The 24,332-nt window shown below is 32.3% G+C and carries 24 protein-coding genes; 8 read left to right on the plus strand and 16 right to left on the minus strand.

All coding sequences use genetic code 11. The annotated features are described in order from the left end of the window. Nucleotides 1–107: 107 nt before the first annotated feature. Complete coding sequence (gene argS / locus ACVCXO_RS06045; protein WP_452228690.1) at nt 108–1,922, plus strand: arginine--tRNA ligase; 1,815 nt, start codon at nt 108–110, stop codon at nt 1,920–1,922. A 248-nt stretch (nt 1,923–2,170) separates the two neighbouring features. On the opposite strand, the gene ACVCXO_RS06050 is transcribed toward argS, so the two are convergent. Next, nucleotides 2,171–2,725 (minus strand): hypothetical protein, encoded by a 555-nt coding sequence (locus ACVCXO_RS06050; protein WP_452228691.1) that lies wholly within the window; start codon nt 2,723–2,725, stop codon nt 2,171–2,173. Nucleotides 2,726–2,839: 114 nt separating this feature from the next. Here ACVCXO_RS06050 and ACVCXO_RS06055 point away from each other — a divergent pair, with 114 nt between their 5' ends. From ACVCXO_RS06055 to ACVCXO_RS06065, 3 genes are read left to right on the plus strand one after another with little or no spacing between them, the layout of a single operon-like run. After that, complete coding sequence (locus ACVCXO_RS06055; protein WP_452228692.1) at nt 2,840–3,436, plus strand: SprT-like domain-containing protein; 597 nt, start codon at nt 2,840–2,842, stop codon at nt 3,434–3,436. Between the two features lie 4 nt (nt 3,437–3,440). Then, on the plus strand, nt 3,441–4,520 hold the full coding sequence (locus tag ACVCXO_RS06060; RefSeq protein ID WP_452228693.1) for a mannose-1-phosphate guanylyltransferase: 1,080 nt from the start codon (nt 3,441–3,443) through the stop codon (nt 4,518–4,520). A 2-nt stretch (nt 4,521–4,522) separates the two neighbouring features. Beyond that, nucleotides 4,523–6,034, plus strand: coding sequence for a DUF389 domain-containing protein (locus ACVCXO_RS06065; protein ID WP_452228694.1), 1,512 nt, complete (start codon nt 4,523–4,525; stop codon nt 6,032–6,034). A gap of 80 nt (nt 6,035–6,114) precedes the next feature. Here the strand turns inward: ACVCXO_RS06065 and ACVCXO_RS06070 are convergent, their stop codons facing one another. Both ACVCXO_RS06070 and ACVCXO_RS06075 read right to left on the minus strand, forming a co-directional pair. Next, the gene (locus ACVCXO_RS06070; RefSeq protein WP_452228695.1) at nt 6,115–6,882 is read right to left on the minus strand and encodes an ABC transporter ATP-binding protein; all 768 of its coding nucleotides are present in this window, start codon (nt 6,880–6,882) and stop codon (nt 6,115–6,117) included. Then, nucleotides 6,882–7,619 (minus strand): MlaE family ABC transporter permease, encoded by a 738-nt coding sequence (locus ACVCXO_RS06075; protein ID WP_452228696.1) that lies wholly within the window; start codon nt 7,617–7,619, stop codon nt 6,882–6,884. Before ACVCXO_RS06075 ends, ACVCXO_RS06070 begins: the two co-directional genes overlap by 1 nt. 121 nt (nt 7,620–7,740) lie before the next feature. Between ACVCXO_RS06075 and pafA the strand changes: the two genes are divergently transcribed. Continuing rightward, entirely contained in the window at nt 7,741–9,420 is a 1,680-nt protein-coding gene (pafA, locus tag ACVCXO_RS06080; RefSeq protein WP_452228697.1) for an alkaline phosphatase PafA, read from the plus strand. Nucleotides 9,421–9,575: 155 nt separating this feature from the next. Here the strand turns inward: pafA and ACVCXO_RS06085 are convergent, their stop codons facing one another. From ACVCXO_RS06085 to rsfS, 7 genes are all read right to left on the minus strand, one after another. Continuing rightward, nucleotides 9,576–9,914, minus strand: coding sequence for an SdpI family protein (locus ACVCXO_RS06085; protein ID WP_452228698.1), 339 nt, complete (start codon nt 9,912–9,914; stop codon nt 9,576–9,578). Beyond that, nucleotides 9,911–10,177: an acyl-CoA-binding protein gene (locus tag ACVCXO_RS06090; RefSeq protein WP_452228699.1), complete on the minus strand. Its 267-nt coding sequence runs from the start codon at nt 10,175–10,177 to the stop codon at nt 9,911–9,913. The genes ACVCXO_RS06085 and ACVCXO_RS06090 overlap by 4 nt, the downstream gene beginning before the upstream one ends. Then, nucleotides 10,177–10,827, minus strand: coding sequence for a phosphatidylserine decarboxylase family protein (locus tag ACVCXO_RS06095; RefSeq protein WP_452228700.1), 651 nt, complete (start codon nt 10,825–10,827; stop codon nt 10,177–10,179). The genes ACVCXO_RS06090 and ACVCXO_RS06095 overlap by 1 nt, the downstream gene beginning before the upstream one ends. Beyond that, entirely contained in the window at nt 10,817–11,638 is an 822-nt protein-coding gene (locus ACVCXO_RS06100; RefSeq protein WP_452228701.1) for a phosphatidate cytidylyltransferase, read from the minus strand. The genes ACVCXO_RS06095 and ACVCXO_RS06100 overlap by 11 nt, the downstream gene beginning before the upstream one ends. A gap of 89 nt (nt 11,639–11,727) precedes the next feature. Beyond that, complete coding sequence (locus tag ACVCXO_RS06105; protein ID WP_452228702.1) at nt 11,728–12,336, minus strand: LUD domain-containing protein; 609 nt, start codon at nt 12,334–12,336, stop codon at nt 11,728–11,730. Between the two features lie 117 nt (nt 12,337–12,453). Further along, nucleotides 12,454–14,373, minus strand: coding sequence for an ATP-dependent zinc metalloprotease FtsH (gene ftsH / locus ACVCXO_RS06110; protein WP_452228703.1), 1,920 nt, complete (start codon nt 14,371–14,373; stop codon nt 12,454–12,456). Nucleotides 14,374–14,381: 8 nt separating this feature from the next. Continuing rightward, on the minus strand, nt 14,382–14,753 hold the full coding sequence (gene rsfS, locus ACVCXO_RS06115) for a ribosome silencing factor (protein ID WP_452228704.1): 372 nt from the start codon (nt 14,751–14,753) through the stop codon (nt 14,382–14,384). A gap of 86 nt (nt 14,754–14,839) precedes the next feature. On the opposite strand from rsfS, the gene ACVCXO_RS06120 reads away from it, so the two are divergent. Further along, nucleotides 14,840–15,571, plus strand: a complete 732-nt coding sequence (locus ACVCXO_RS06120) for a biotin--[acetyl-CoA-carboxylase] ligase (RefSeq protein WP_452228705.1) — start codon at nt 14,840–14,842, stop codon at nt 15,569–15,571. Here ACVCXO_RS06120 and ACVCXO_RS06125 read toward each other — a convergent pair. Together ACVCXO_RS06125 and pyrE are read right to left on the minus strand one after the other, a co-directional pair. Further along, on the minus strand, nt 15,568–15,963 hold the full coding sequence (locus ACVCXO_RS06125) for an SRPBCC family protein (protein WP_452228706.1): 396 nt from the start codon (nt 15,961–15,963) through the stop codon (nt 15,568–15,570). The two genes, ACVCXO_RS06120 and ACVCXO_RS06125, sit on opposite strands and share 4 nt — an antisense overlap. Nucleotides 15,964–16,029: 66 nt before the next feature. Beyond that, a complete protein-coding gene (pyrE, locus tag ACVCXO_RS06130; RefSeq protein ID WP_452228707.1) occupies nt 16,030–16,674 on the minus strand; it encodes an orotate phosphoribosyltransferase in 645 nt (214 codons plus the stop codon). 90 nt (nt 16,675–16,764) lie between these two features. On the opposite strand from pyrE, the gene ACVCXO_RS06135 reads away from it, so the two are divergent. Next, nucleotides 16,765–17,346: an NUDIX hydrolase gene (locus ACVCXO_RS06135; RefSeq protein ID WP_452228708.1), complete on the plus strand. Its 582-nt coding sequence runs from the start codon at nt 16,765–16,767 to the stop codon at nt 17,344–17,346. Here ACVCXO_RS06135 and ACVCXO_RS06140 read toward each other — a convergent pair. The 4 genes from ACVCXO_RS06140 to ACVCXO_RS06155 all read right to left on the minus strand — a co-directional run bounded on the left by ACVCXO_RS06140 (nt 17,330) and on the right by ACVCXO_RS06155 (nt 22,529). After that, the gene (locus tag ACVCXO_RS06140; RefSeq protein WP_452228709.1) at nt 17,330–18,025 is read right to left on the minus strand and encodes an N-formylglutamate amidohydrolase; all 696 of its coding nucleotides are present in this window, start codon (nt 18,023–18,025) and stop codon (nt 17,330–17,332) included. The genes ACVCXO_RS06135 and ACVCXO_RS06140 overlap by 17 nt on opposite strands. Beyond that, entirely contained in the window at nt 18,022–19,248 is a 1,227-nt protein-coding gene (locus ACVCXO_RS06145) for a glutamate-cysteine ligase family protein (RefSeq protein ID WP_452228710.1), read from the minus strand. The genes ACVCXO_RS06140 and ACVCXO_RS06145 overlap by 4 nt, the downstream gene beginning before the upstream one ends. Before the next feature lie 2 nt (nt 19,249–19,250). Continuing rightward, entirely contained in the window at nt 19,251–20,696 is a 1,446-nt protein-coding gene (locus ACVCXO_RS06150) for a RimK family protein (protein WP_452228711.1), read from the minus strand. Between the two features lie 99 nt (nt 20,697–20,795). Beyond that, the gene (locus ACVCXO_RS06155; protein ID WP_452228712.1) at nt 20,796–22,529 is read right to left on the minus strand and encodes a M14 family metallopeptidase; all 1,734 of its coding nucleotides are present in this window, start codon (nt 22,527–22,529) and stop codon (nt 20,796–20,798) included. 98 nt (nt 22,530–22,627) lie between these two features. On the opposite strand from ACVCXO_RS06155, the gene ACVCXO_RS06160 reads away from it, so the two are divergent. Further along, on the plus strand, nt 22,628–24,289 hold the full coding sequence (locus ACVCXO_RS06160; RefSeq protein WP_452228713.1) for a SulP family inorganic anion transporter: 1,662 nt from the start codon (nt 22,628–22,630) through the stop codon (nt 24,287–24,289). The last annotated feature ends 43 nt before the right edge of the window (nt 24,290–24,332 follow it).

Consider the following 24,332-nt stretch of genomic DNA (forward strand, 5'->3'; position numbering starts at 1 on the left):
CTCTTATAAAGTCAGAATTTATAGTTTTTCGTATTTTAGTTTATTGTTTTTAACAAATATTTTCAGCAATAAAATGCTATATTTGCAACCTTAAAATGAAAAGCAAAATGAGCCTTCAAAACACTTTATCAAATCATATAAAACAAGCTATTACATCTATTTATAAAGTAGATTTAGCATCGGTAGAATTTCAAGCAACCAGAAAAGAGTTTGCAGGAGATATTACGGTGGTTGTTTTTCCTATGTTACGGGTAATAAAAGGGAACCCAATACAAATAGGGGAAGCTATTGGTAATTATTTAGTAGAAAACGTGGAGGACGTTAAAGCATTTAATGTGGTTAAAGGCTTTTTAAATGTAGAAATTAATGATGGCTATTATGTCGATTTTTTCAATGCCATTAAAAACAATACTACTTTTGGTTTTGTAAAACCTGCCGCAAATGAAAAAGCGGTAATGGTCGAGTATTCTTCCCCTAATACCAATAAGCCGTTGCATTTAGGTCATGTACGTAATAATTTATTAGGATATAGTGTTGCCGAAATTATTAAAGCTTCTGGTAAAAAAGTATACAAAACGCAGATTATTAATGATAGAGGAATTCATATTTGTAAAAGTATGTTGGCTTGGCAACGTTTTGCTCCCAATGGGAGTGATGGAGAAAAGGAAACTCCAGCAACCACATTGAATACGGATTTAAAGAAAGGAGATAAATTAGTTGGAAACTATTATGTAAAGTTTGACCAAGAATATAAAAAGGAAATTCAAGATTTAATAGCTAAAGGGCAAACGGAAGACGAAGCAAAAAAGAACGCTCCTATTTTATTAGAAGCACAAGAAATGCTAATTAAATGGGAAGCAGGAGATGAAGCTGTTGTTGCGCTTTGGACTAAAATGAATAATTGGGTTTATAGTGGTTTTGATATTACCTACAAAAATTTAGGAGTAGATTTTGATACACTGTACCACGAAAGTAAAACCTATTTGTTAGGAAAAGAGTTTGTTGCCGAAGGTTTAAAAACCGGAGTTTTCTTTGCAAAAGAAGATGGTTCTGTTTGGTGTGATCTAACAGAAGACGGCTTAGACGAAAAAATTGTATTGCGCAGTGATGGAACAGCTGTTTACATGACGCAAGACATTGGTACTGCAATACAACGTGTAAAAGATTATCCAGATGTTGGTGGTATGGTATATACCGTTGGTAATGAGCAAGACTATCACTTTCAAGTATTATTTTTAATTCTGAAAAAACTTGGATTCGATTGGGCTAAAAACCTATTTCATTTAAGTTACGGAATGGTAGATTTACCTTCTGGAAAAATGAAAAGTAGAGAAGGTACCGTTGTAGATGCAGATGATTTAATTGAGGAAATGGCAACTACAGCAAAAGAAATATCTCAGGAACTAGGGAAGCTAGAAAGCTATTCGGAAACGGAAAAACAAGAACTTTACCAAACCATTGGTCTTGGCGCATTAAAATATTACATATTAAAAGTAGATCCTAAAAAACGTATTTTGTTTGACCCTAAAAGTTCTATAGACTTTCAAGGGAATACAGGGCCTTTTATACAATATACCTACGCAAGAATACAATCTATTTTGCGTAAAGCCGATGTAGACGCCACTGTCACACTGAGCGCAGTCGAAGTGTCTTTACACGAAAAAGAAAAAGAATTAATTAAACAATTACAGCTTTTTCCAGAAGTAATACAAAACGCAGCAGCAAACCATAGTCCTGCTTTAGTTGCAAATTACACCTATGACTTGGTGAAAGAGTTTAACTCGTTTTACCAAAATGTATCTATTCTTGGTGCAGATACCGAAAACGAAAAAGTTTTTAGAGTACAATTAGCACAAATAGTTGCGAATACTATTAAAAATGCATTTGGTTTATTAGGAGTTGCAGTTCCAGAACGTATGTAACCAATTCTTGAAAAAGCATTCATTTTATTAGGTTTTTATCGGTTGGTTTACTCGCGCTCGTTTGTAACGAGTGCGTAAGCTCTTTTACTCATAAAAGAGGTGTGCTAGCCAGAGGTGTCTAGTGTGTTTTCGTTTAAAGAAACTCTTTTTACGCTAATAATATGTGTGAATTATTTTTTGTGCTACTTCAAATAACTAAACTATTTTGTGTGTAATACAACATCGATTTTAATCTTTTTTAAATAGATTTATGCTACGTTATTTTCATCTCCCAATTCAAGTTCTTCGAAATTAAATTTTAAATTAAGAACACCAATATCTGCTCTTATAGAAGTGATTAAAGTGGCGGTTTCTTTGTTTATATTTTTCTTAAGTTCATTACTAAGTGCTATTTTTCCATCCTTGATTTTAGCAGTGTCTATTAAATCATGTATTTTATTTCTTAAGGAAAACAAATGGGAACGCGTAGTTTTTCCTAAGAAAATACCGTGTTCTGAAAAGAAAAAAGTGGTAACATCATTACAAAAATCACGACTGGGTTTTTCATTTAAAAACCAGGTCGTTTTATTTTCTTCTATCCGTTTAGAAATAATAGTGTGCTTATTATAAAGCCTAGAAAGAGGCTTTAGTTCTATCCAAAATTGTTGATACGCATTCAGTTGTTTTTCAAAGAAGACCTTTCTGTAATTTTCGTGAATCGTTTTCTTGAATTTTTTGATTAATATAAACTGTGTGACTACGGTAGAAGCTATTGCAGCAACAAAAGCGATTAGAGCTATTAATATTTTAGAGTCTATTTCCATTAAATGTTTATTGAATTACGACTATATATGACTGATTTAGTGTTAGTTGTTCTGTAAAAACTAAGTTAGCTGTTTTTTTTCACCAAGTCAAATAGATAAACTATTTTTGTCTTCATGCAAAACACGCTTCAAAATCACATTCCAGAGCAAGCAATACCTTATGTTTTAAACTTATTGAAACATGATAACTTGGTGGTTAAAGTTAAAAAAGAACGCAAAACGAGACATGGTGATTATAGAAAATTACCAAACAATAAACACCAAATAACGATTAATGCAAATCTAAATAGTTACCGATTTTTAATTACCTTAATTCATGAAATCGCACATTTAGAAGCTTTTACTAATTATGGGAGACTAATAAAACCACATGGCAAAGAGTGGAAGCGAACGTTTCAGCATTTAATGCTTCCTGTTTTAAACCCAGAAGTGTTTCCTATGCAATTATTACCTTTATTGGCGAAGCACTTTAAAAACCCAAAAGCGTCAAGCGACACAGATACGCAATTGGCCTTAGCTTTAAAGCAATTCGACGAACCAAATGATAATCACTATGTTTTTCAAGTACCTTTGGGTAAATCTTTTAAACTCTACAATGGTAGAGTGTTTGTTAAAGGACAACAACGAGTTAAACGTATTGAATGTATAGAAGTTGCATCCGGAAAAATGTATCTTTTTAATCCCAATGCAGAAGTAGAATTATTAAATTAGTAATATGAATAAAAATAATTATGCCATATTAATGGCTGGAGGAGTAGGATCAAGATTTTGGCCAGTAAGTACCAAAGAGTTTCCAAAACAGTTTCACGATATGTTGGGGACAGGAGAAACACTTATCCAAAAAACATTCCATCGCTTAGCAAAAATAATTCCACAAGAGAATATATTCATATTAACTAATGAGATTTATAACGATTTGGTGTTTGCTCAATTGCCTCAAGTTACCAAGCGTCAAGTGGTTTTAGAGCCTGCAATGCGTAATACAGCACCTTGTATTTTGTATGCTTCTTTAAAAATTCAGAAAGAAAATAAGGATGCAGTTATGATTGTGGCACCAAGCGACCATTGGATTGAAGATGAAAATGCCTTTATTGATAACGTACAACAAGCTTTTGATTTTTGTGCCGAAAATGACGCCTTAATGACACTGGGTATACAACCAACATTTCCCAATACAGGCTTTGGTTATATTGAGTTTGATAAAGAATCTAGCGATGCCATTAAAATGGTAAATCAGTTTAGAGAAAAACCAGATTATAAAACAGCGAAAGAGTTTCTTGCAAAAGGTAATTTTTTATGGAACGCAGGGATTTTTATGTGGAGTGCAAATAGCGTAGTTGCTGCCTTTAAAAATAAACAACCCGAATTATTTGCTTTGTTTGAACAAGGTTATGAAGCGTATAATACCGATTTTGAAGATGACTTTATTTTAGAAAATTACGCTAAAGCGGAAAATATTTCGGTAGATTATGCTATTCTAGAAAAGTCTAAAAATGTATATGTTTTACCAGCAACTTTTGATTGGAATGATCTAGGAACTTGGGGAAGCTTGTATGATAAACTAGATAAAGACGAAAATAATAATGCTGTTGTAAATGCTAGAACATTAACAGAAGATGCTTCTGGAAACATGATACGTACCAAAAAAGATAAAATTGTGGTTGTGGATGGTTTACAAGATTATATTATTGTCGATAAAGACGAAGTTTTGCTTATATTTCCGAAAGCAAAGGAACAAGATATTAAAAAAGTACTCCAAAAGGTGAAAAATAATTTTGGTGAGAACTATGGTTAATTATGAGTGACGAAAATAAATTTAATTTTTCTGAAGAAGAAAATGCAGCAAAAGAAAATGCAGCAAAAGAGAATATTGCTAAAGAGAAAGCAGTAGAGCAATCTAAAAAGGCCGTAAAAGATGATGCTAAAGGTTTATTCCAAAGTATTAAGCAGTTCTTTAGTGAACTCTTAGATTTTAGAGAAGATACCGATAGAGACGCAACTATTGAAGCCATAAAATTAGATATTCCTTTTAAAGGAGCAACCGCATGGATTTTAATTTGTTCCATCTTTGTGGCATCGGTTGGTCTAAATGCAAACTCTACAGCTGTGGTTATTGGAGCCATGTTAATTTCACCATTAATGGGGCCAATTCTTGGTATCGGACTTTCGGTTGCCATAAATGATATTGATACCTTAAAAAAATCACTAATTAATTTTGGTGTTATGATTCTGTTAAGTGTATTAACGGCATTTTTATTTTTTAAATTCTTTCCGCTACAAGAACAATCTTCCGAATTATTGGCAAGAACAAAACCAGATATTCGCGATGTTCTTATAGCCTTTTTTGGTGGTTTAGCATTAATTATCGCAAGAACTAAAAGAGGAACAATTGCTTCGGTTATTTTTGGAGTTGCAATTGCTACAGCCTTAATGCCACCTTTATGTACGGTTGGTTACGGATTAGCTTATGCGTTAAATGATGATCTTTCCGAAGGATTGCAATATGCATCTGGAGCCATGTATTTATTTACTATAAATACCATTTTTATTGCCCTAGCAACCTTTTTAGTGTTGAAGGTTTTACGATTCCCAATGCTTAAATATGCAAACTCGGCAAAACGTAAACGTATTTCTAGATTAGCTTCCTTTGTAGCCATTTTAGTAATGATTCCTGCAGTACTTACTTTTTTAAATGTATTACGGGAAAGTAATTTTACTAATGATGCAAAACGATTTATTTCGCATGAATTAGAAGCTTTGCCTAATGCTAGTTATATTAAAAAGAATGCTAGTTATATCTACAATCCTACAGAAATATCGACCATTGAGTTAACTACTTTTGGTGCAGATGAAATACCAGAAGCTACTGTTGCTGTTTTGCAACAACGCTTTAATAATTACAATGCGTTAAAAGACGTGAAATTACAGGTGAATCAGGTTAAAAATAGAATTGTAAATAACCTGGAATATATGGAAGAATTGCGTACTCGGGATTCTTTAGACTTAATGACGCAGCAGCAAAAAATCACATATCTAGAAGATAAAGTTAGAGAGCTTTCTAAATTTGAACATGATTTTATTCCTTTTGAAGAATTAAGCCAAGAAGTGAAAATCAACTATGAAAACGTAGAACAGTTTTCTTATGCAAATGTTATAAATTCTAACTTTTCAAAAATAGATACGCTTTCTGTGTTTACCGTAAAATGGAATGATTCGTTAACCACTCCAGAAAGTAGAATAAAAGATAAAAAGAAATTAGAAAGCTGGTTGAAATTAAAATTGAAACTAGATACGTTAGTGGTGCAATAGTAACTTTAAGATTGTTGCAAAGTTATTGGAATTGAGAATGTGATTTATTAAAAGTTTTCATAAGGAACAAGCAACACCGCCTACTTGTTCTCTTCCAAATACATTTGTCTAACCTTCTTAAACAACTCCGAAGAATACACAAAGTCTGTTACAACTTCATTGTCTGTAATGAAAATGTTTTCTTTAGATCCTTCCCAAGCTTTTAATCCATCTTTTAAAAACACAATTTTTTCACCAATTTCCATTACAGAATTCATGTCATGTGTGTTTATAATAGTCGTTATATTATATTCGTCTGTAATTTCTTGAATTAAATTATCGATTACAATGGCTGTTTTGGGGTCTAATCCAGAGTTGGGTTCATCACAAAACAGATATTTTGGTTTGTTTACAATTGCTCTAGCAATAGCAACACGCTTTTGCATTCCACCAGAAGCTTCACTAGGCATTTTATTATGTGCATCCGGAAGGTTAACACGTTTTAAAACAAAATCTACACGATCTTGCATTTCGCTTTTACTTTGCTTGGTGAACATACGTAAAGGAAACATGACATTTTCTGCTATCGTCATAGAGTCAAATAGAGCAGAACCTTGAAAAACCATTCCCATTTCACTACGTAAATCACGTTTTTGGTCACTAGTTAAATCGGAATATATTTTGCCGTCATAGCTTATAGATCCTTCGTCTTTTTCAAAAAGACCTAATAAACACTTTAAAAAAACCGTTTTACCAGAACCACTCTGGCCAATAACTAAACTGGTTTTTCCATTTTCAAAAGTGGTAGTAATTCCTTTTAAAATATGTGCATCTCCAAATGACTTATGTATGTTTTTAACTTCTATCATTAGCTTAGCAGCATTTGGGTTAGGATATAATTTAAAAGAATAATAACAACACTTGTCCACACAAAAGCCGTGGTACTTGCTTTACCAACTTCTAAAGCACCACCTTTCATAAAATAACCATGAAAAGAAGGAATCGTTGCTAAAAGAAAAGCAAAGGCAAATGTTTTAATAAATGCGTAGGTAATATGAAAAGGTATAAAATCTGTTTGAATACCAATAATATAATCATCTATAGAACTATAACCACCAAAAAAACAAGCTGCCATTCCGCCAACTATTCCTAAAAACATAGCGATTGAAATCACAAAAGGATATAGCATTAGTGCAATAAATTTTGGAAAAACAAGATAGTTAATGGCGTTAATCCCCATAACTTCTAAAGCATCAATTTGTTCTGTAACTCGCATGGTGCCAATACTAGAAGTAATAAAAGAACCTACTTTTCCTGCCATAATAATAGAAATAAAAGTTGGCGCAAATTCTAAAATAATAGACTGTCTAGTGGCAAAGCCAACTAAATACTTTGGTATTAGCGGACTATCAATGTTTAATGCAGTTTGTATGGTTACAACACCACCAACAAAAAATGAAATAAAGGCTACAATACCTAAAGAACCTATGATTAAATCATCGATGTCTTTAAAGATTAATGTTTTCATTACAGACCATTTTGTTGGCTTGCGAAACATGTATTTAATCATTATAAAATAAGCTCCTATATTATGAAGGTATGTCATATATAAATTTGTTAGTGCTAAAGTATAAAACTATGACGTATTTAACGATAAATTAATTGAAAAAGGAAAATTTAAAAGCTATAAATCTGTATTTTTGAAGTATAAATCTAATCATACTATTATGAAGTCTTTATTATACGTTTTTGTCTTTGCCTTATTTTTTAGTTGCAAAGCACAAACAGAGTACACTGCACAAGCAGATCAAGCAAGTAAAATAACAACTACAACCAATGCAAATGCTAGGCCAAAACTAGTAGTTGGTATTGTAGTTGATCAAATGCGTTACGATTATTTAACGCGTTTTTACAGTAAGTTTGGTGATGGTGGTTTTAAAAAATTAATGAGCCAAGGTTTTAATTGTAAAAACAATCATTATAATTATATACCAACGTATACAGGACCAGGACATACTTCTATTTATACAGGAACAACCCCAAAATATCATGGCATAATTGCTAATAATTGGTATGATAAAGAAATTAAAAAAATGGTGTATTGTGCTAGCGATGATACAGAGCAATCGGTTGGTACGGAAGCTGCTTCCGGACAAATGTCTCCGCGTAGAATGAAAACAACCACCTTTGCAGATGAAAACAGATTGTTTACGCAAATGCGAGGAAAAACGATTGGAATTTCTTTGAAAGATAGAGGAGCTATTTTACCCGCAGGACATACGGCTAATGCTGCATATTGGTTTCACGGAAGAGATGAGGGTAACTGGATTACAAGTACTTTTTATAGAAGTGAGTTACCAAAATGGGTTAGCGATTTTAATGCTTCGGAAGCTGCAGAATCCTACCTAAAACCATGGAACACATTATATGATATTAATACATACACAGAAAGTGGAGCGGATTTAAATACTTTTGAAGGTGGTTTTAAAGGAAAAGAAACGGCAACATTTCCTTACGACTTAAAAGCGTTAAGCAAAGAAAATAGGGGATTTGATATCTTAAAAGCAACAGCTTACGGAAATGCTTTAACTGCAGATTTTGCTATTGCAGCTATTGATGGAGAACAACTAGGTCAGGATGCGATTACAGATGTTCTAACGGTTAGTTTTTCTAGTACAGATTATGTTGGACATAATTTTGGCGTAAATTCTAAAGAGGTTCAAGACACGTATTTGCGTTTAGATAAAGATCTGGAGCGTTTATTAGAAGCTTTAGATGCTAAAGTTGGAAAAGGGGAATACACGTTGTTTTTAACATCTGATCACGGAGCAGTAGATGTGCCATCCTATTTACAAAGTGTTCATATTCCTTCCGGATATTTTGATTCTAAAGAGTTTAAAAGTAATTTAAATGCTTTTATGTCTAAAGAATTTGGAGCAAGTGATTTGTTAGAAAACAGAAGTAATAACCAATTGTTTTTAAATAGAGAACGTATTGCTTTATTAGGTTTAGATTTAACAGAAGTGCAAGAAGCATTAGTAAACGAAATAATTAGTTACAAGAATATTGATAAAGTATATTCTGCAACTACCATGCGAACTACAGATTTTACTAGCGGAATAGAAGAATTATTACAAAATGGATTTAACCAAAAACGTTCTGGTGATGTTCTAGTCGTTAATGATCCCGCTGTAATTTCTTACAGTAAAACAGGTTCTACACATGGTTCTGGTTTAAATTATGATACACATGTTCCTCTTTTATTCTACGGAAAAGGAATTAACCAAGGAAGTACTTTTCAGAAAACAAAAATTACAGATATAGCGCCAACTATTTCTGCACTTCTAGGAACTAGCTTTCCAAATGGAGCAACAGGCATTCCTTTAGAGTTTGTGATTGAAGAATAAGTAGAAGTATCGCTATTTGTTATTCCTAGCGTAGTTTAGTAATTTCAAAAAATATAATAAGCGTTTTATAAAGTGGGTAACTACTTCGTAAAACGCTTATTCTTTTTAAAAGGAATTCGTGTGAAAGTTTGATTTTTCAGAAGTAAAAGAGACTCCTATAAACCTTTAAGCTTGGCTTCTGTTTTAATAAGTAAAAAGATAACAGCTCCAAGTATTAAAATAGCACTAATTATTTTTTCTAAATTTCCCTGAATATTAAAGAAAATATTTAAAGTCGAAAGTAGCAAAAGAACAACGCCAATTATAGTTAATAGTTTTGCAGCGTATTTTTGGGTAAAATCCCAATTATTCTGGTTTTTCATAGAATTTCTAGTTCTATAACCATAAAGAGGATTGATTTTTTTTGGAGGAAATAGCTGCATGATGATTCCTGTTAGAATAAAAATAATGCCAACTAATGCAGGCATTTCTAGCAAGAAATCTGTAGCTATCATTTTCTATACAAAAAGTAGTTGTTTACCAAGTCTATGTATGTTTGTTTCGCTTCGTCTTGGGTAATCTTTTGAATTTGAAATAAAGCATTTGTTTTAAACGCATTTATTATTTCCTTCTTACTACTTGGTCTACTGTAGTCGTTCGTAGATTTTTTATAGTATGCATATAGACGTAACAAGAGATCGGCAGGAAAAGGCTCTTCATGCGCATTTATTCTTGCAACAGCATCTCTAAACGTTATGTCTAATTCTTCAGAAGTCATTATTTTTCTGCTATAATACTTTCACCACCACGAACTTTTTGGTTCAGTGAAACTTTAATTTTAGTATCTAAAGGTAAATATAAATCTACTCTCGAACCAAATTTAATAAAACCAGAGTCGCTACCTTGAATTGCAGCATCTCCTTCTTTCGCATAATTTACAATACGTTTCGCTAATGCCCCAGCAACTTGTCTGTATAATACTTTACCGTAAGAAGTGTTTTCTACAACTACCGTAGTTCGTTCATTTTCTTCACTAGACTTTGGATGCCAGGCTACTAGAAATTTACCAGGATGATATTTACTAAAAACTACTTTTCCATTAATAGGATAGCGCGTTACGTGCACATTTAATGGCGACATAAAAACGCTTACTTGTAATCTCTTTTCATTAAAATATTCTTTTTCAAAAACTTCTTCAATAACAACCACTTTACCATCTACAGGGGAAACTACGTTATTGTCATTACTTACAGTGTTTCTTTTTGGGTTTCTAAAAAACTGAAGTATTAAATATAAGAATACACCAACTATAGTAAATAATACTATTTGAAGCCAATTAATGCTAACAAGCGTATCTATTAACAAACAGGAAACAACTACAAGTATAAATGCAATTGTTATGATTTTATAACCTTCTTTATGAAACATAATGTATAATTCTTAAAAATAAATAAATAAAAGGAGCCGCAAATATAATACTATCAAACCTATCTAGCAATCCGCCATGTCCTGGCATAATTACACCACTATCTTTTACTTTGGCTTGACGTTTAAATTTAGACTCTATTAAATCTCCTAAAGTACCAAATACGCTAACTATTATACTTAGAATTAACCAGTATGTGAATGTTAATGTATGGGTGTATTCCGCAATAAAATAACTAGAAATACATGCAAATAATAAACCTCCAAGAAAGCCTTCAACCGTCTTTTTAGGTGAAATACTAGGGAAAAGCTTTTGTTTTCCAAAACGCGATCCAACTAAGTAAGCAAAAGTGTCATTAACCCAAACTAATATGAAACAACCTAGTAGAATATTAGGATTATATACCGTGAAGTAATTGGCTATAAGTATTAGAAATACAAATGCACTCGAAATATAAAAGGTGGTAAGTGTAAATCTTTTAGAGATAAAAAGAGGGATTTTTTTTTCTGAAAATAAATCTTTAATTAAAAATAAAAGAACAAAAATAGTGATTACTTGTAGTATTTGTGTGGCTTCGTCTAGTCCTACAGAAGATTGCATTACTAGTTGCCAATAGCCAAAAATAAAATAGAGGATGGTAAAAATAATATAAGAAATAAACCCTTTTAACCGAATTAGCTTTTTAAACTCTGCTAAACAAATAAGGCCGAAAACAAAAAATAGAAGGATTAATGCATGTTTATTATACAAAGAAAGGACTAGTAGTAGTACATAAATTAATCCTGAAAATGCGCGAATAGCAATGTCTTTCATCTGTTGGTTTTGGTTTTTTTTAAAGGACAGATGCAATGTCTTTACCGTTTTTGTCTACAAGTAGTACATGCATATTGTTACATTTCATCTTAAAGGTCTTCTAAAAGCAGCAAATATAGGTTTTTTGAACTACTTCCATAGGTTAAGAAGTCTTTTTCATCGCAAGATTTAAAGTGCTTAATGGTAGTAATATTTGTAGGAATTCTTTGTAAGTTTTTCTTTTTAATTCCTTTTAAACCTTCTCCTATATTTTCTACAATTTGACTTGTAGTAGAGAAAATTATAAAGTTATCGGGTAATTCATTTAACTTTTTTTCCGCAATTTGGTTAGAGGAAATAAGTAAAGAACCATCATCTGCAATTAGATTTTCACAAGTGGTAAGCATATATTCTGCTTCCGAAATTTTTTTGGTAACTTTTAAATTAGAATTAGAGAATTTATCTTTTAAATTTTCATCTAGTATAAATGCGCTAGCTTCTTGCCAATTATTTTCACTAAGAATATGCTGCATACAATCAAAAACTTCGTTTAAATTTTCACAATACAAGAACTTTCCGCCATTAGATTTAAAGTTTATAGTAAACTTTTCATCTATTGGTAGCTTTATTTCTGGCATGTATTTGCCACGTTTGTCCGATTGTAATTCTTCCTCCGATGTATCAGATTTGGAACCAAAAATTTTTCTAAAAAGGCTCATTTAAATTATAGCTGATTATGCTTTAGCTATGGCGTTTTTCAAAGATAAAAAATCTTAAACTAACCAATGGGCTAATTTAAGATTTTAAATTAATGTTAACATTTTATTTAGAAAAAATTACTTATCTAAAATAGGTTCTTTTTCCGTGTCAAAAGGTCGTTTTCCTAAAAGTTCTTCTAAATCATCTTTAAAAATAACTTCTCTTTCTATCAGTCTATTTGCTAATTTATCAAGTACATCTCTTTTAGATTCTAATAAATCTAATGCACGTTGAAATTGTGTTTCAATAATGTTTTTAATCTCACTATCTATTAGCTCTGCTGTTTTTTCGCTATATGGTTTTACAAATCCGCCTTCTCCTGCAGGATCGTAATAGGTAATGTTTCCTACTTTTTCGTTTAATCCATATATCATAACCATTGCTTTTGCTTTTTTAGTTACGTTTTCTAAATCGCTTAAAGCACCAGTGGATATTTGATTAAAGATTATTTTTTCGGCAGCACGTCCTCCCATAGTAACACATATTTCGTCTAGAAACTTTTCTGTTCTAGTAATATATGCTTCTTGCGGTAAGTACCAAGCGGCTCCTAAAGATCTTCCTCTAGGTACAATAGTTACTTTTACTAATGGATCTGCATGTTCTAAAAACCAACTTACCGCTGCGTGACCAGCTTCGTGGTATGCAATAGTTTTCTTTTCTTCTACAGAAAAAAGATTACTTCTTCTTTCTAGACCACCAACAATTCTATCTACAGCATCTAAGAAATCTTGTTTCTCTACTGCTTTTTTGTTTGTTCTAGCAGCTATTAATGCCGCTTCATTACATAGGTTGGCAATGTCTGCTCCAGAAAATCCTGGTGTTTGTTTTGCTAAAAAGTCTATATCTAATCCTTCAACCTTTTTAAGTGGTCTTAAATGCACATCAAAAATGGCACGTCTTTCCGTTAAGTTTGGTAAGTCTACGAAAATTTGTCTATCAAAACGTCCAGCACGCATTAAAGCTTTATCTAGAATATCTGCTCTATTGGTTGCAGCAATTACGATTACATTGGTATTTGTACCAAAACCATCCATTTCTGTTAGTAATTGGTTTAAAGTGTTTTCACGCTCGTCATTACTTCCAGACATAGCATTTTTACCTCTTGCACGACCAATAGCATCTATTTCATCAATAAAAATAATTGCTGGTGATTTTTCTTTGGCTTGTTTAAATAAATCTCTAACACGAGAAGCACCAACACCTACAAACATTTCTACAAAGTCAGATCCAGATAGAGAAAAGAAAGGTACTTTAGCCTCTCCAGCTACGGCTTTTGCTAATAAGGTTTTTCCGGTTCCTGGAGGTCCTACTAGTAAGGCTCCTTTTGGTATTTTACCACCAAGTGAAGTATATTTTTCTGGGCTTTTTAAGAAGTCTACAATTTCTTGAACTTCTTCTTTTGCTCCTTCTAAACCAGCAACATCTTTAAACGATGTTTTTACTTCTGTATTTTCATCAAAAAGCTTGGCTTTAGATTTACCAATATTGAATATTTGGCCACCAGCGCCACCACCAGAACCTCCAGACATGCGTCGCATAATAAATACCCAAACACCAATTAAAAGTACAAAAGGTATTAAGCCAATGATTAAATCTCCCCAAGCATTAGAAACCGTTTTATTACTTAAAATATCGTATTTACCAATTGCCTTAAGGTCATTTTCAAAGTTTTGTAAATCACCAATTTCAAAACTGTAATTTGGTAATTTTGTAGAACTAGGTATAAAACTAGAAGGTTTAGATTTTTTGTGTGTTTCTTTGTCTTGCGCCTCTTTAGTTAAATAAACGTTTGCTTCGTGTCTATTTATTATTTCAACTTTTGCAACCTCATTATCTTTTGCGTATTCAAAAAATTGTGATGGAGTAATTGTTTTAGCGTCTTGTAAACCACTTCCGTTTAAAAATTGCATTGCAATAAAAATGGCTATTACGCCACCATAAATCCAATAATAATTAAATTTAGGTTTTTTGCTATTTGTGTTTTTTTCGTTTGCCATTAATTTGTTTAATAGTTAGATTCTATAACTGTAGTTTTTGCGTCTCCCCAAAGACTTTCAATGTCATAATACTCTCTAATGTGTTTTTGAAATACGTGAACAACAACGTTTACATAATCCATTAAAACCCATTCCGCATTATCTAAACCTTCAATATGCCAAGGCTTATCTTTTAAATCTTTGCTAACTTTTTTCTGTACAGAATTAACAATAGCACTTACTTGGGTGTTAGAAGTACCTTCACAAATTATAAAATAGTCACAAACCGTATTTTCTATTTCTCGTAAATCTAGAATGTTTATGTTTTGTCCTTTTACATCTTCAATTCCAGCTAAAATCCCAGTGATTAGCTCGTCTGGATTTGTTTGTTTTTTTGTCATTAATATCAATTAAATTTGTGCAAAGTTATTATTTTTTTAGTTCTTTATAGTGTTAAAAATATATAAGATTTAAAAGCACTAATATAATGCGTATAATCAAACTTAATGCCATCAACTCCACGAATACTTTTTTAAAAGAATTAAGTAGCGAAGAGGCAGTTGTGGATTATACTATTGTACAGACAGATTACCAAACAAATGGACGTGGGCAAATGGGGACTTTGTGGTCTGCTAATTCTGGTGAAAACCTTATGTGTAGTGTGTTCAAGGATGTTTCGTTTTTAAATTTTGATCAGCATTTTTATATAAGTATAACGGTTTCACTTGCTATTATTAAGACTTTACAAGCACATAAAATTCCTAAATTAAGTATTAAATGGCCTAACGACATTTTGTCAGAAAACAAAAAGATTTGCGGTGTTTTAATTGAAAACAGCATTAAACAGAATAGATTTAAAGATTCTATTATAGGAATTGGTATCAATGTAAACCAAACTAATTTTCAAACTTTACCTCAAGCTTCGTCTTTACAACTGCTAACTGGAAGGGTTTTTAATGTAGACGAAATCTTATTTGACTTTATGGAAAATCTGAAGTATTACTTTTCCATTTTAGAAAACGGAAGTCTAGAAGAATTGAAAACAACTTATGAAAAATACTTGTTTAGAAAAAAGAAACCTTCTACGTTTAAAGACATAGAAGGTGAAATGTTTTCTGGTATTATACAATCTGTTTCTCAAAACGGAAACCTTCAAGTACTTTTAGAAGATAACATTTTAAAAGAATACGATTTAAAAGAAATTAAACTATTGTACTAAACAGCTTCTGGCATATTTGCAGCCAAAGTTTCAATAAATTTGCTAATGGGCTTTTTTATCATCATTCCCATCATGGCATTAAACTCACCAGCAAAAGCTAATTGTACTTCGCTTGAGTTTTCTGTAATTGCTATAATATTTGCAGTTAAAGAAAAGTCTAATTTTCCACCTGCTGCACCTAAAACAATTTTGTTAGGAGCTATCGTTTCTTTCTTTTTTAGAATAATTTCTGGCATACCTTTTAAAGCAAAAAGAAATTTGTCTTCACCTAAAACTTCAAATTTGCTAATATTTTCTGGCATTAAACTTTCAAAGTTTTTTACGTCGCATAAAAAATCAAAGGTTTCTTGTGCAGATTTTTGAATGGTTGCTTTTGGAGATTGTAAATTCATTGTATTGTATGTTGTTATTAGTTTAGTTGTTTATTGTGTTTACAATATAACAATATTTGTGTTACTTCAAAAAGCGTTCCATTCGCTAGGATTTGCATTCCATTCTAATAAAGTTTGTAACTCTTTTTCTGTAATATATTTTGTGTCTAATGCTTGCTCTAGTAGGTTTTCGTAGTTGCTTAAAGTATTTAAAGTAATGTTTTCTTCTTTAAAGTTTTGTTCTGCAACGGCAAAACCATAAGAAAAAATAGCTACCATTCCTTTCACATTTACACGAGCTTCTTTTAGAGCTCTTACTGCATTTAAACTGCTTTTTCCTGTGCTAATTAAATCTTCAACCACCACCACGTTTTGACCAGATTCTAGAAATCCTTCAATTTGGTTTTGTCTTCCATGAGATTTCGCTTCTGGTCTTACATAAACAAAAGGGAGTCCTAAATATTCAGCAACTAACATCCCAATACCAATGGCACCTGTGGCAACCCCAGCAATTACATCTGGTTTACCATATTCCAATTCAATATGTTTTGCCATCGTTTCACGAATGTAATTTCGTATTGGAGGAAAGGATAAAATGATTCTGTTGTCGCAGTAAATAGGAGATTTCCATCCCGAAGCCCAAGTGAATGGTTCTTTCGGACTAAGTTTTATAGCATTAATTTGCAATAAAACTTCTGCGGTTTTTTTGGCTGTGTCTTTGTTAAAAATCATAGTTACAAAACTACATATAAATTTAATTTTAATGCTATTTGTTTTGTGCAAAAAAATGATATTTTTACAAAACTAAATGAAACGAATATAATGTATCAAGTTTTTGTAAGCGATAAACCTATAGTACTAACTAATATTGTAGAAAAAGAATCTGGTTTTAAAAACTATTTACTTGACTCTGTGGATATTGGTAAGGTAATAAAAGAACTCCAGACTACTTCCTTAAAAGAAGTTAGACTGATACATAAAAAGCCTGAAAAACTGCTTAAAAAGTTTTTGAAACTGTTACCAAATGTGGTTGCTGGTGGCGGAAAAGTTTTTAATGATGCGGGCGAAATTCTGTTTATTTATAGAAATGATAAGTGGGATTTACCGAAAGGAAAAGCGGAGAAACATGAAACCATCGAAGAAACAGCTGTGCGTGAAGTTGCAGAAGAAACTGGTGTTGCTGGATTGAAAATAGGGAAACCTTTGCAAACTACCTATCATATTTTTAAGCGTAACGGTAAGAACAGAATTAAGATTACTTATTGGTTTGAAATGAAAACTAGTTTTAAAGGCCATTTATACCCTCAAGAAAATGAAGGTATCACTAAAGTGGAATGGTTAGATACTGAGCAAAGCAAAAAAGCCTTAGAGAATAGCTATGCTAATATTAAGCTATTGGTTTAATAATGCTATTTTTGATTGCTGCAAAAAGTACCGCTTTTAATTTAGAATCCATTTTGTTACTTGTAGTAAATTTCTGATTTATTTCTAGTTCAATACCTATATAGTTTTTGTGAAACTGCTTGCGCAAATGTGTTGTAAATCCGTCTGCCTTTCCTAAATAAGGATAGTTAAATCTTACGTTTAGTGTATTATCTAATTTTAATATTTCTTTTTTTAAATTTTTGCTGAATGCTTTTTCTGAAGCAATTCTAGAATCATATAATAATCCAATATCACAATCTCTTTTTTTGTCATTTAAAATAGGAGTGAAGGAATGCACAGAAATATGCACGACTTTTTTATTTGGTTTTAACAGCTTTGCAAGCACAGCTTCTAATCCTTCTCTATATTCTAAATAATAACGAGAAATAAGTTTCTCTTTTTCGTTTTCTGAAAGTTGCTTCGAAAATTCGGAAAACAAATTTTTATGATGTAGACTTCGGTTTAATTCAATTAATAGACGACTGGTTTCGCTGTATTCGGAAAAATCAGCTAGAGATTTCAAATGATTAAAGACATCTAATGCTCCTAAATCATAACCGCGATGGGAGTTTAAAATCGCTTCGTGATTAGTAAAATGCGATTGATATTGCATCGGAATTTTATTTCCGCCATGCTCACAAGTTAGTAAGAGTTTCATGGAACAAACATGGCATTCTCCTGTAAGCAGGATCCTAGATTATAATATACTTTTTTGATGTTCTCTTGGGAATAATCTTCGTTTACCGATTTTAATATTCTCGTTGCTAAAGTACCTTCTTTTAAAATAATATCTAATGCTTCATAATGCGATGCATCTATATTAGGTTTTGCAATTTCATAAAGGTGCTTCCAAATATTTTGAACGGTTGTGCTATCTTCTAATTGAAACAATTCTAAATATTCAAGATTAGAAATGGTATAGGTTTCACCATCTTTAATAATAGGATTTAAAATTGCAAATAGATCTTGTTTTAACCATTTTTTTTGATGCGGTAAAGAACCTAGTTTTTTGTTTACGAACAGTTTTAAAACTTCAATGATTAGTACGCAAATGGCAATGTCTGCTTTCGGACTTTCTTGAATGTCTACCAAGCGGATTTCAATTGCATTTCTATCAAACCTAGCAATGGCACCACGAGAGTTTAAAAAATGATAATCTAAAATTTTATTGGTATCATGTGGTCTTATCGCTCTTTTTATCGGTTCAAAAATAGTAGCATAATAATCTACTTTACTAAAAACACGTTCCGGAATTACTAGACCTGTCATTTCGGGGATTTCCTTTTGGTTGGTTTTATAGTATTCTAAACGGGTATCTTTAAAACCTGTATTTTTTCCTTCTAAAATAGGTGAACTTGCGCTTAAACCAGGAATTAATGGTAAAAGGATTCGTATGGCAGCATGCAGTTTTTCAAACTCTTTATCATCGTAAAAAGGAAGATTTATATGTGTACTTTGCACATTACTCCAACCATGACCTTTACAATTAAAAATGCGATTATAAAGCTCGTACACTTCGCTGTAACTATGTTTCCAAAGTTGCGTGTCTGTTAATGGATTCATTAAAGGATGACAAGCGGTTGGCAATAGTTGTGCGTTTTCGGCTTTTAAAAGCTGGTTGATTTCCATAACATTGTTATGAAACAGACTAGATAATGAATTTAAATCTGCAGTTGGTCCATTGGTTTTTAATTCAATAACGTGTGCAACCAATTCATTGCTCCAAGCAATTTTTCCGTTATCAATATCTGCAGCAAGTTTCCCCGCTTTTTTGGTTAATAAGGTGTCTACAATAGGAGCCACTTTAAAGCTACTATTGTTAATTAGCATGTATTCTAATTCTATTCCAAAAACTTCGAACAAATGGTATCTTTTACTCATGATTAAAGGAGTCTGCTTTTAAATGCGGAAAGAATTTCGGTGTACACCAAATCGCCATAATGCAGATCTTCGACACCAAAATCAATATTTGGGTTATCGTTAATTTCAATAACCATTGGTTTGTTATTTACTACTTTAATATCAATGCCATATAATCCTTTACCAATTAGTCTTGCCGATTTTAAAGCCATATCTAAAACCTTTTTTGGTACTTCTTCTATTGGTAAGCAATCTGCATCACCATCTTGATCCTTTTTTTGGGTAGCTTTCCAATTATATATTTGCCAATGTCCTTTTGCCATATAATATTTACATGCAAAAAACGGTTTGTCGTCTATAATACCAATGCGCCAATCGTAATCGGAAGGGCAAAATTCTTGGGCAATAATAAGGTCGGATTCTTTAAGCATTTCATTAACCAAAGTATGATATTCTGCTTCTGTTTTTGCTTTTTTTACTCCAAATGAAAAAGTAGAATCCGGTGCTTTTAAAACACAGGGCAAACCAACTTCTTGTATTACTTGATCTCTATTGTCTTTATGAACAATGATGGTTTTTGGTGTGTCAATATTCGCATTATTTAGAGCTTCTGCCATATATACTTTATTGCAGCATTTTAATATGGCATCCGGATAATCAATAATAGCAATACCTTCTTGTTGCGCTTTTCGAGCAAAAGCATAAGCTTCATTGTTTACTTCTGTACTCTGACGAATAAATAATGCATCAAAAGAGGATAAACGCGAAAGATCTTTAGGTTCAATGACTTCTGCATAAATATTCATTTTTTCAGCAATATCAATAAACTTTTTTATGGCTTTGGCATTACTTGGTGGCGCAGGATCATTAGGGTTTACTAGAATGGCTAAATCGAAATCCGATTTGGTCAGCTTTGGCGTGTCATAGCGTTTTTTTGCAAAATACTGATTCGCAAATTCATGCACACTTTCTAAATGTTCTTCGGGAATTTCAGATTCTGAAATAGCCTTGATACTTTGAATATTCCATTTCGTGTTATGATTAAAATTCACACGTAAAAACGGAACCTGAAAATGCTTGTAAAATAAGCCGCTTAACTCCTTGTATTTTTGAGCAACGTTTTGTCCGAAATAAATACTTAAAGTAAACTCGCGAGATTTAATGTTTTTTAAACTTTGCTGAATAACATCATCAAACTCATCCGAAACAATTCGGACTAGCTTTAAATTCTTTAAATCTACAATGTTTTTAACCGTAGGAATTGCTAAATGTCCTCTGGCTTCTGCTAAAAGAGATACATAATATCCTTTAGATTGGTACGAATAGTCTTTGCAAAGGTTAAATATTCTAGCCTTTTTTAAAAGGGAGAATTTAGGGTTAGTAAGATACTCTTGCGAGGAAATTACTGTAATATTCTCAATCGAAAAATTCCATTTTTCTGGTTGATTGACAACAATGTATTTGTTCATTAAAAGCGATAATCGCGATATAGATTTTAAACAAAATTAAATTATTTTTCAATTGGTTTTACAAAAGCATAAAAATATTTTTAATTCTTTTAACTCCTTCTATTTTAGTCTATAAACTGGATATTGTAAGTGTGCTTTTTCATAGTTTTTACTCTGTTTATGTAGCCAATCCAATTGCGCATACCAATTATTTGCAAAGTCTTTATTATACGATTTTTTTACGTTGAATGCTATTTGAAGTTTAGGGTTGCTTGCTAAAAGCGCTTTCGCTTTGTCTTCCCATACATAAGGTGAGAAACCTTCTTTTTGCTGAAGAATCGTATCGAAGAAATTCCAATTAAAAAAGGAATCTGGCGCTTGTGGTTCTAAAGTTTCTATTAAATAACGTAAAGCATTCTGATTGGTATTAATTATATAATCGCCTTTTCTGAAGGTTACATTTTTTACCGAAGATTTCACAGTTGTATTATAATGTTGATAATGCCCTTCATACGGTGATTTTCTAGTTTCAAAAGTATCCATTTTATAAGATTCTACTTCTATAACGGTGTCGTTTTTTAATTCCGTTATTTCTACTTGATTTAGTTTTAACAAATCCATTACGTGCCACCAACCTTTCGGAATGATATAAGCACTTGGAATGGTAACACTATCTTTTGGTTTAAAGTAATTTTGATAGGTTACTTCTTTTGTAAAGGGTTTGCTTCTGTCAAATTTTAAGCGTTCTTTTCCAGTAACATCACTAGGTATACGATTGCCTTCAAAACCTTTGAATTTTAAAGTCGATGTTTTTGTAGTGTCTACTTCCCAGTTGAGCGGATACGTTTCATTTGTTATGAATTTTTGGTGAATGTTGGTACGAAGCGTTTTAATTTTGTCACCATCCGCTTCCGTAATTTCTAACATGCTTTTTAGTAACTCATATGTTCCTTCTACTCTTTGTTTGTATGGTTTTAGCATATGCGTTTCTACCATCATTCCTAAAGTATTAAACAAGGTGGTATAGCCTGTGGAATATCTTGGCGAATCCATAAACTGACTAAAGCCTTTTTCTGGAACTTGATTGAAAACATTTACATAAGGTGTAATATCCCATTTTTTTTCGGAAAGCTTTTTTTCTAGTTTTGGCATCATTTCGGTATGCAGATAATTCCCTAAAGCACCACCTAGTTTATTGTGTTGTGTGAATAAATGCGTCAATGTATATTGGTAATCGGCCCCATTACTTACATGGTTATCTATAAAAACATCTGGTTGCACACGATGAAATATTTGTGCAAAGGTTCTTGCATTTTTGGTGTCACTCTTTATAAAGTCTCTGTTTAAGTCGTAGTTTCTAGCGTTTCCTCTAAAACCATATTCTTTTGGTCCGTTTTGGTTGGTTCTAGTAGTGGCGTTTCTATTTAAACTTCCACCAACATTATAAACAGGAATCGTAACTAAAACCGTGTTTTTGGGAGTGTCTATTTTTCCTTGAACAATATCTCTAAATAATAGTATAGTAGCATCAATACCATCCGATTCTCCTGGATGAATCCCATTATTTATGAAAAGAATGCGTTTGTTTTTTCTGATTTCTGAAAAATTAAAATTATTTTCAGGGTTTAATATAACCATATGTAAAGGTTCTCCCGAATCTGTTTCTCCTATCGCTTCCATTGAAATTTCAGGATACGTTTCTGCTAATTGCGAATAGTAATTTATTACTTCCAAGTACGTTGCTGTTTCTGTGCCTTCACTTTTTTCAAAAACAGTAGTAAAATCAAAATCCGGCTTGCTTTTCTCCGTTTTACAAGCTGTAATTAATAGGAATAAGAAAAATATTTTCTTCATCTTCAAACGTTTTAGTAGATTGTTGAACCACAAATATAGTAATATGCACTTGCCTTTCTGTTAATTAACAGTACTTTTGCTGCTTCAAAAATAAAGAAATGACAGAGTTTATAAGAAAAATAGTGCCAAATGCAAAGGATGATGTATTAGCCGGAATAACGGTGTCTTTAGCTATGATTCCAGAAGTGGTTGCATTTGCATTTGTTGCGCAAATAGATCCTTTAATGGCATTGTCTGGTGCATTTATTATTGGTTTAATTACCGCTATTTTTGGAGGAAGACCAGGTTTAATATCTGGAGCAGCAGGAGCAGTTGCCGTAATTTTTGTTAGTATGATAGCAGACGGACATACAAAAGGGATGTTGTTTGATGCGCCAATTGAAAATATGGGTTTTTTCTACCTTATGGCTTGTGTTGTTTTAATGGGTTTAATACAAATTCTAGCGGGTGTTTTTAAGCTTGGACGCTTTGTGCGTTTAATTCCGCATCCAGTAATGATGGGCTTTGTAAATGGTTTGTCGATTGTGATTTTTATGGCGCAAGTAAAAATGTTTTCGCATAAATCAATGGAGGTTTCAGATGCCGGTGTAAAAGAATATGTAGGTACTTATATGCAAGGATCGGAGCTATATGTTATGATAGGATTAGTGTTATTAACTATGGGAATCATTTGGGGTTTACCTAAAATTACCAAAAAATTGCCTGCAGCATTAACAGCCATTTTAGTTACTAGTTTAATTGTTATTGGTTTCAATATGGATGTTTCAACAGTAGGGTCTTATATTATTGAAGGAGGAGGAACCGGTTTAAAAGGAGAGTTTCCAACACCAAATATGGAGCTTTGGGAGAAGTTGCCATTTAATTTAGATACCTTGAAATTTATCGCTTTACCTGCGTTTTTAGCAGCTTCGGTTGGGTTAATAGAATCTTTAATGACTATGAATCTAGTAGATGAATTAACAGAAACTAGAGGAAACGGAAACAGAGAATGCGTTGCACAAGGAGCAGGAAATATTGTTTCTGGTTTATTTGGAGGGACTGGAGGTTGTGGTATGATTGGTCAAACCGTAATTAATGTAAATGCTGGCGGACGCGGAAGATTATCCGGAATCATGATGGCCGTTACTTTATTATCTTTTATCCTATTTGCAGATAAGTTAATAGAAATGGTGCCAATTGCTGCTTTAGTAGGTGTAATGTTTATGATGGTTATTGAAACCTTTGCATGGTCCAGTTTTAGAATATTAAAGAAAATACCAATGGCCGATGCTATTGTGTTAATTACAGTGTCTTTAGTAACCGTATTTGTGGATTTAGCAGTTGCAGTATTTGTAGGTGTAATCATTTCCGCTTTAGTTTTTGCTTGGGAAAATGCTAAGAAAATTAGAGCGAGAAAACGCATAAGAGAAGATGGTACTAAGGTTTACGAAATTTGGGGACCTTTATTTTTCGGAAGTATTCAAGCCTTTAATGATAAGTTTGATGTGAAAAGCGATCCTGAAAAAGTAGAAATAGATTTTGTAGAATCTCGTATAAGTGATCATTCTGCAATTGAAGCTATTTTTAATTTAGTAGGGAAATATGAAGCGGAAGGAAAGAGCATCAAGCTGAAACATTTAAGTGAAGATTGTAAAATATTATTATACAAGTCGAGTCCTAAGTTTAGAGATGTAGTTGTGGAAGATATAGAGGATCCTAGATATCACCTAGCAGCAAACCCAGAAGATTTCCCAAAACCTCTTTCTGAATATAAGTTTTAAGTGTATTCAAACGTTGTTTAATTTGATTTTTATCGATTAAGTG

This window comes from Lacinutrix sp. MEBiC02404, assembly GCF_053601575.1.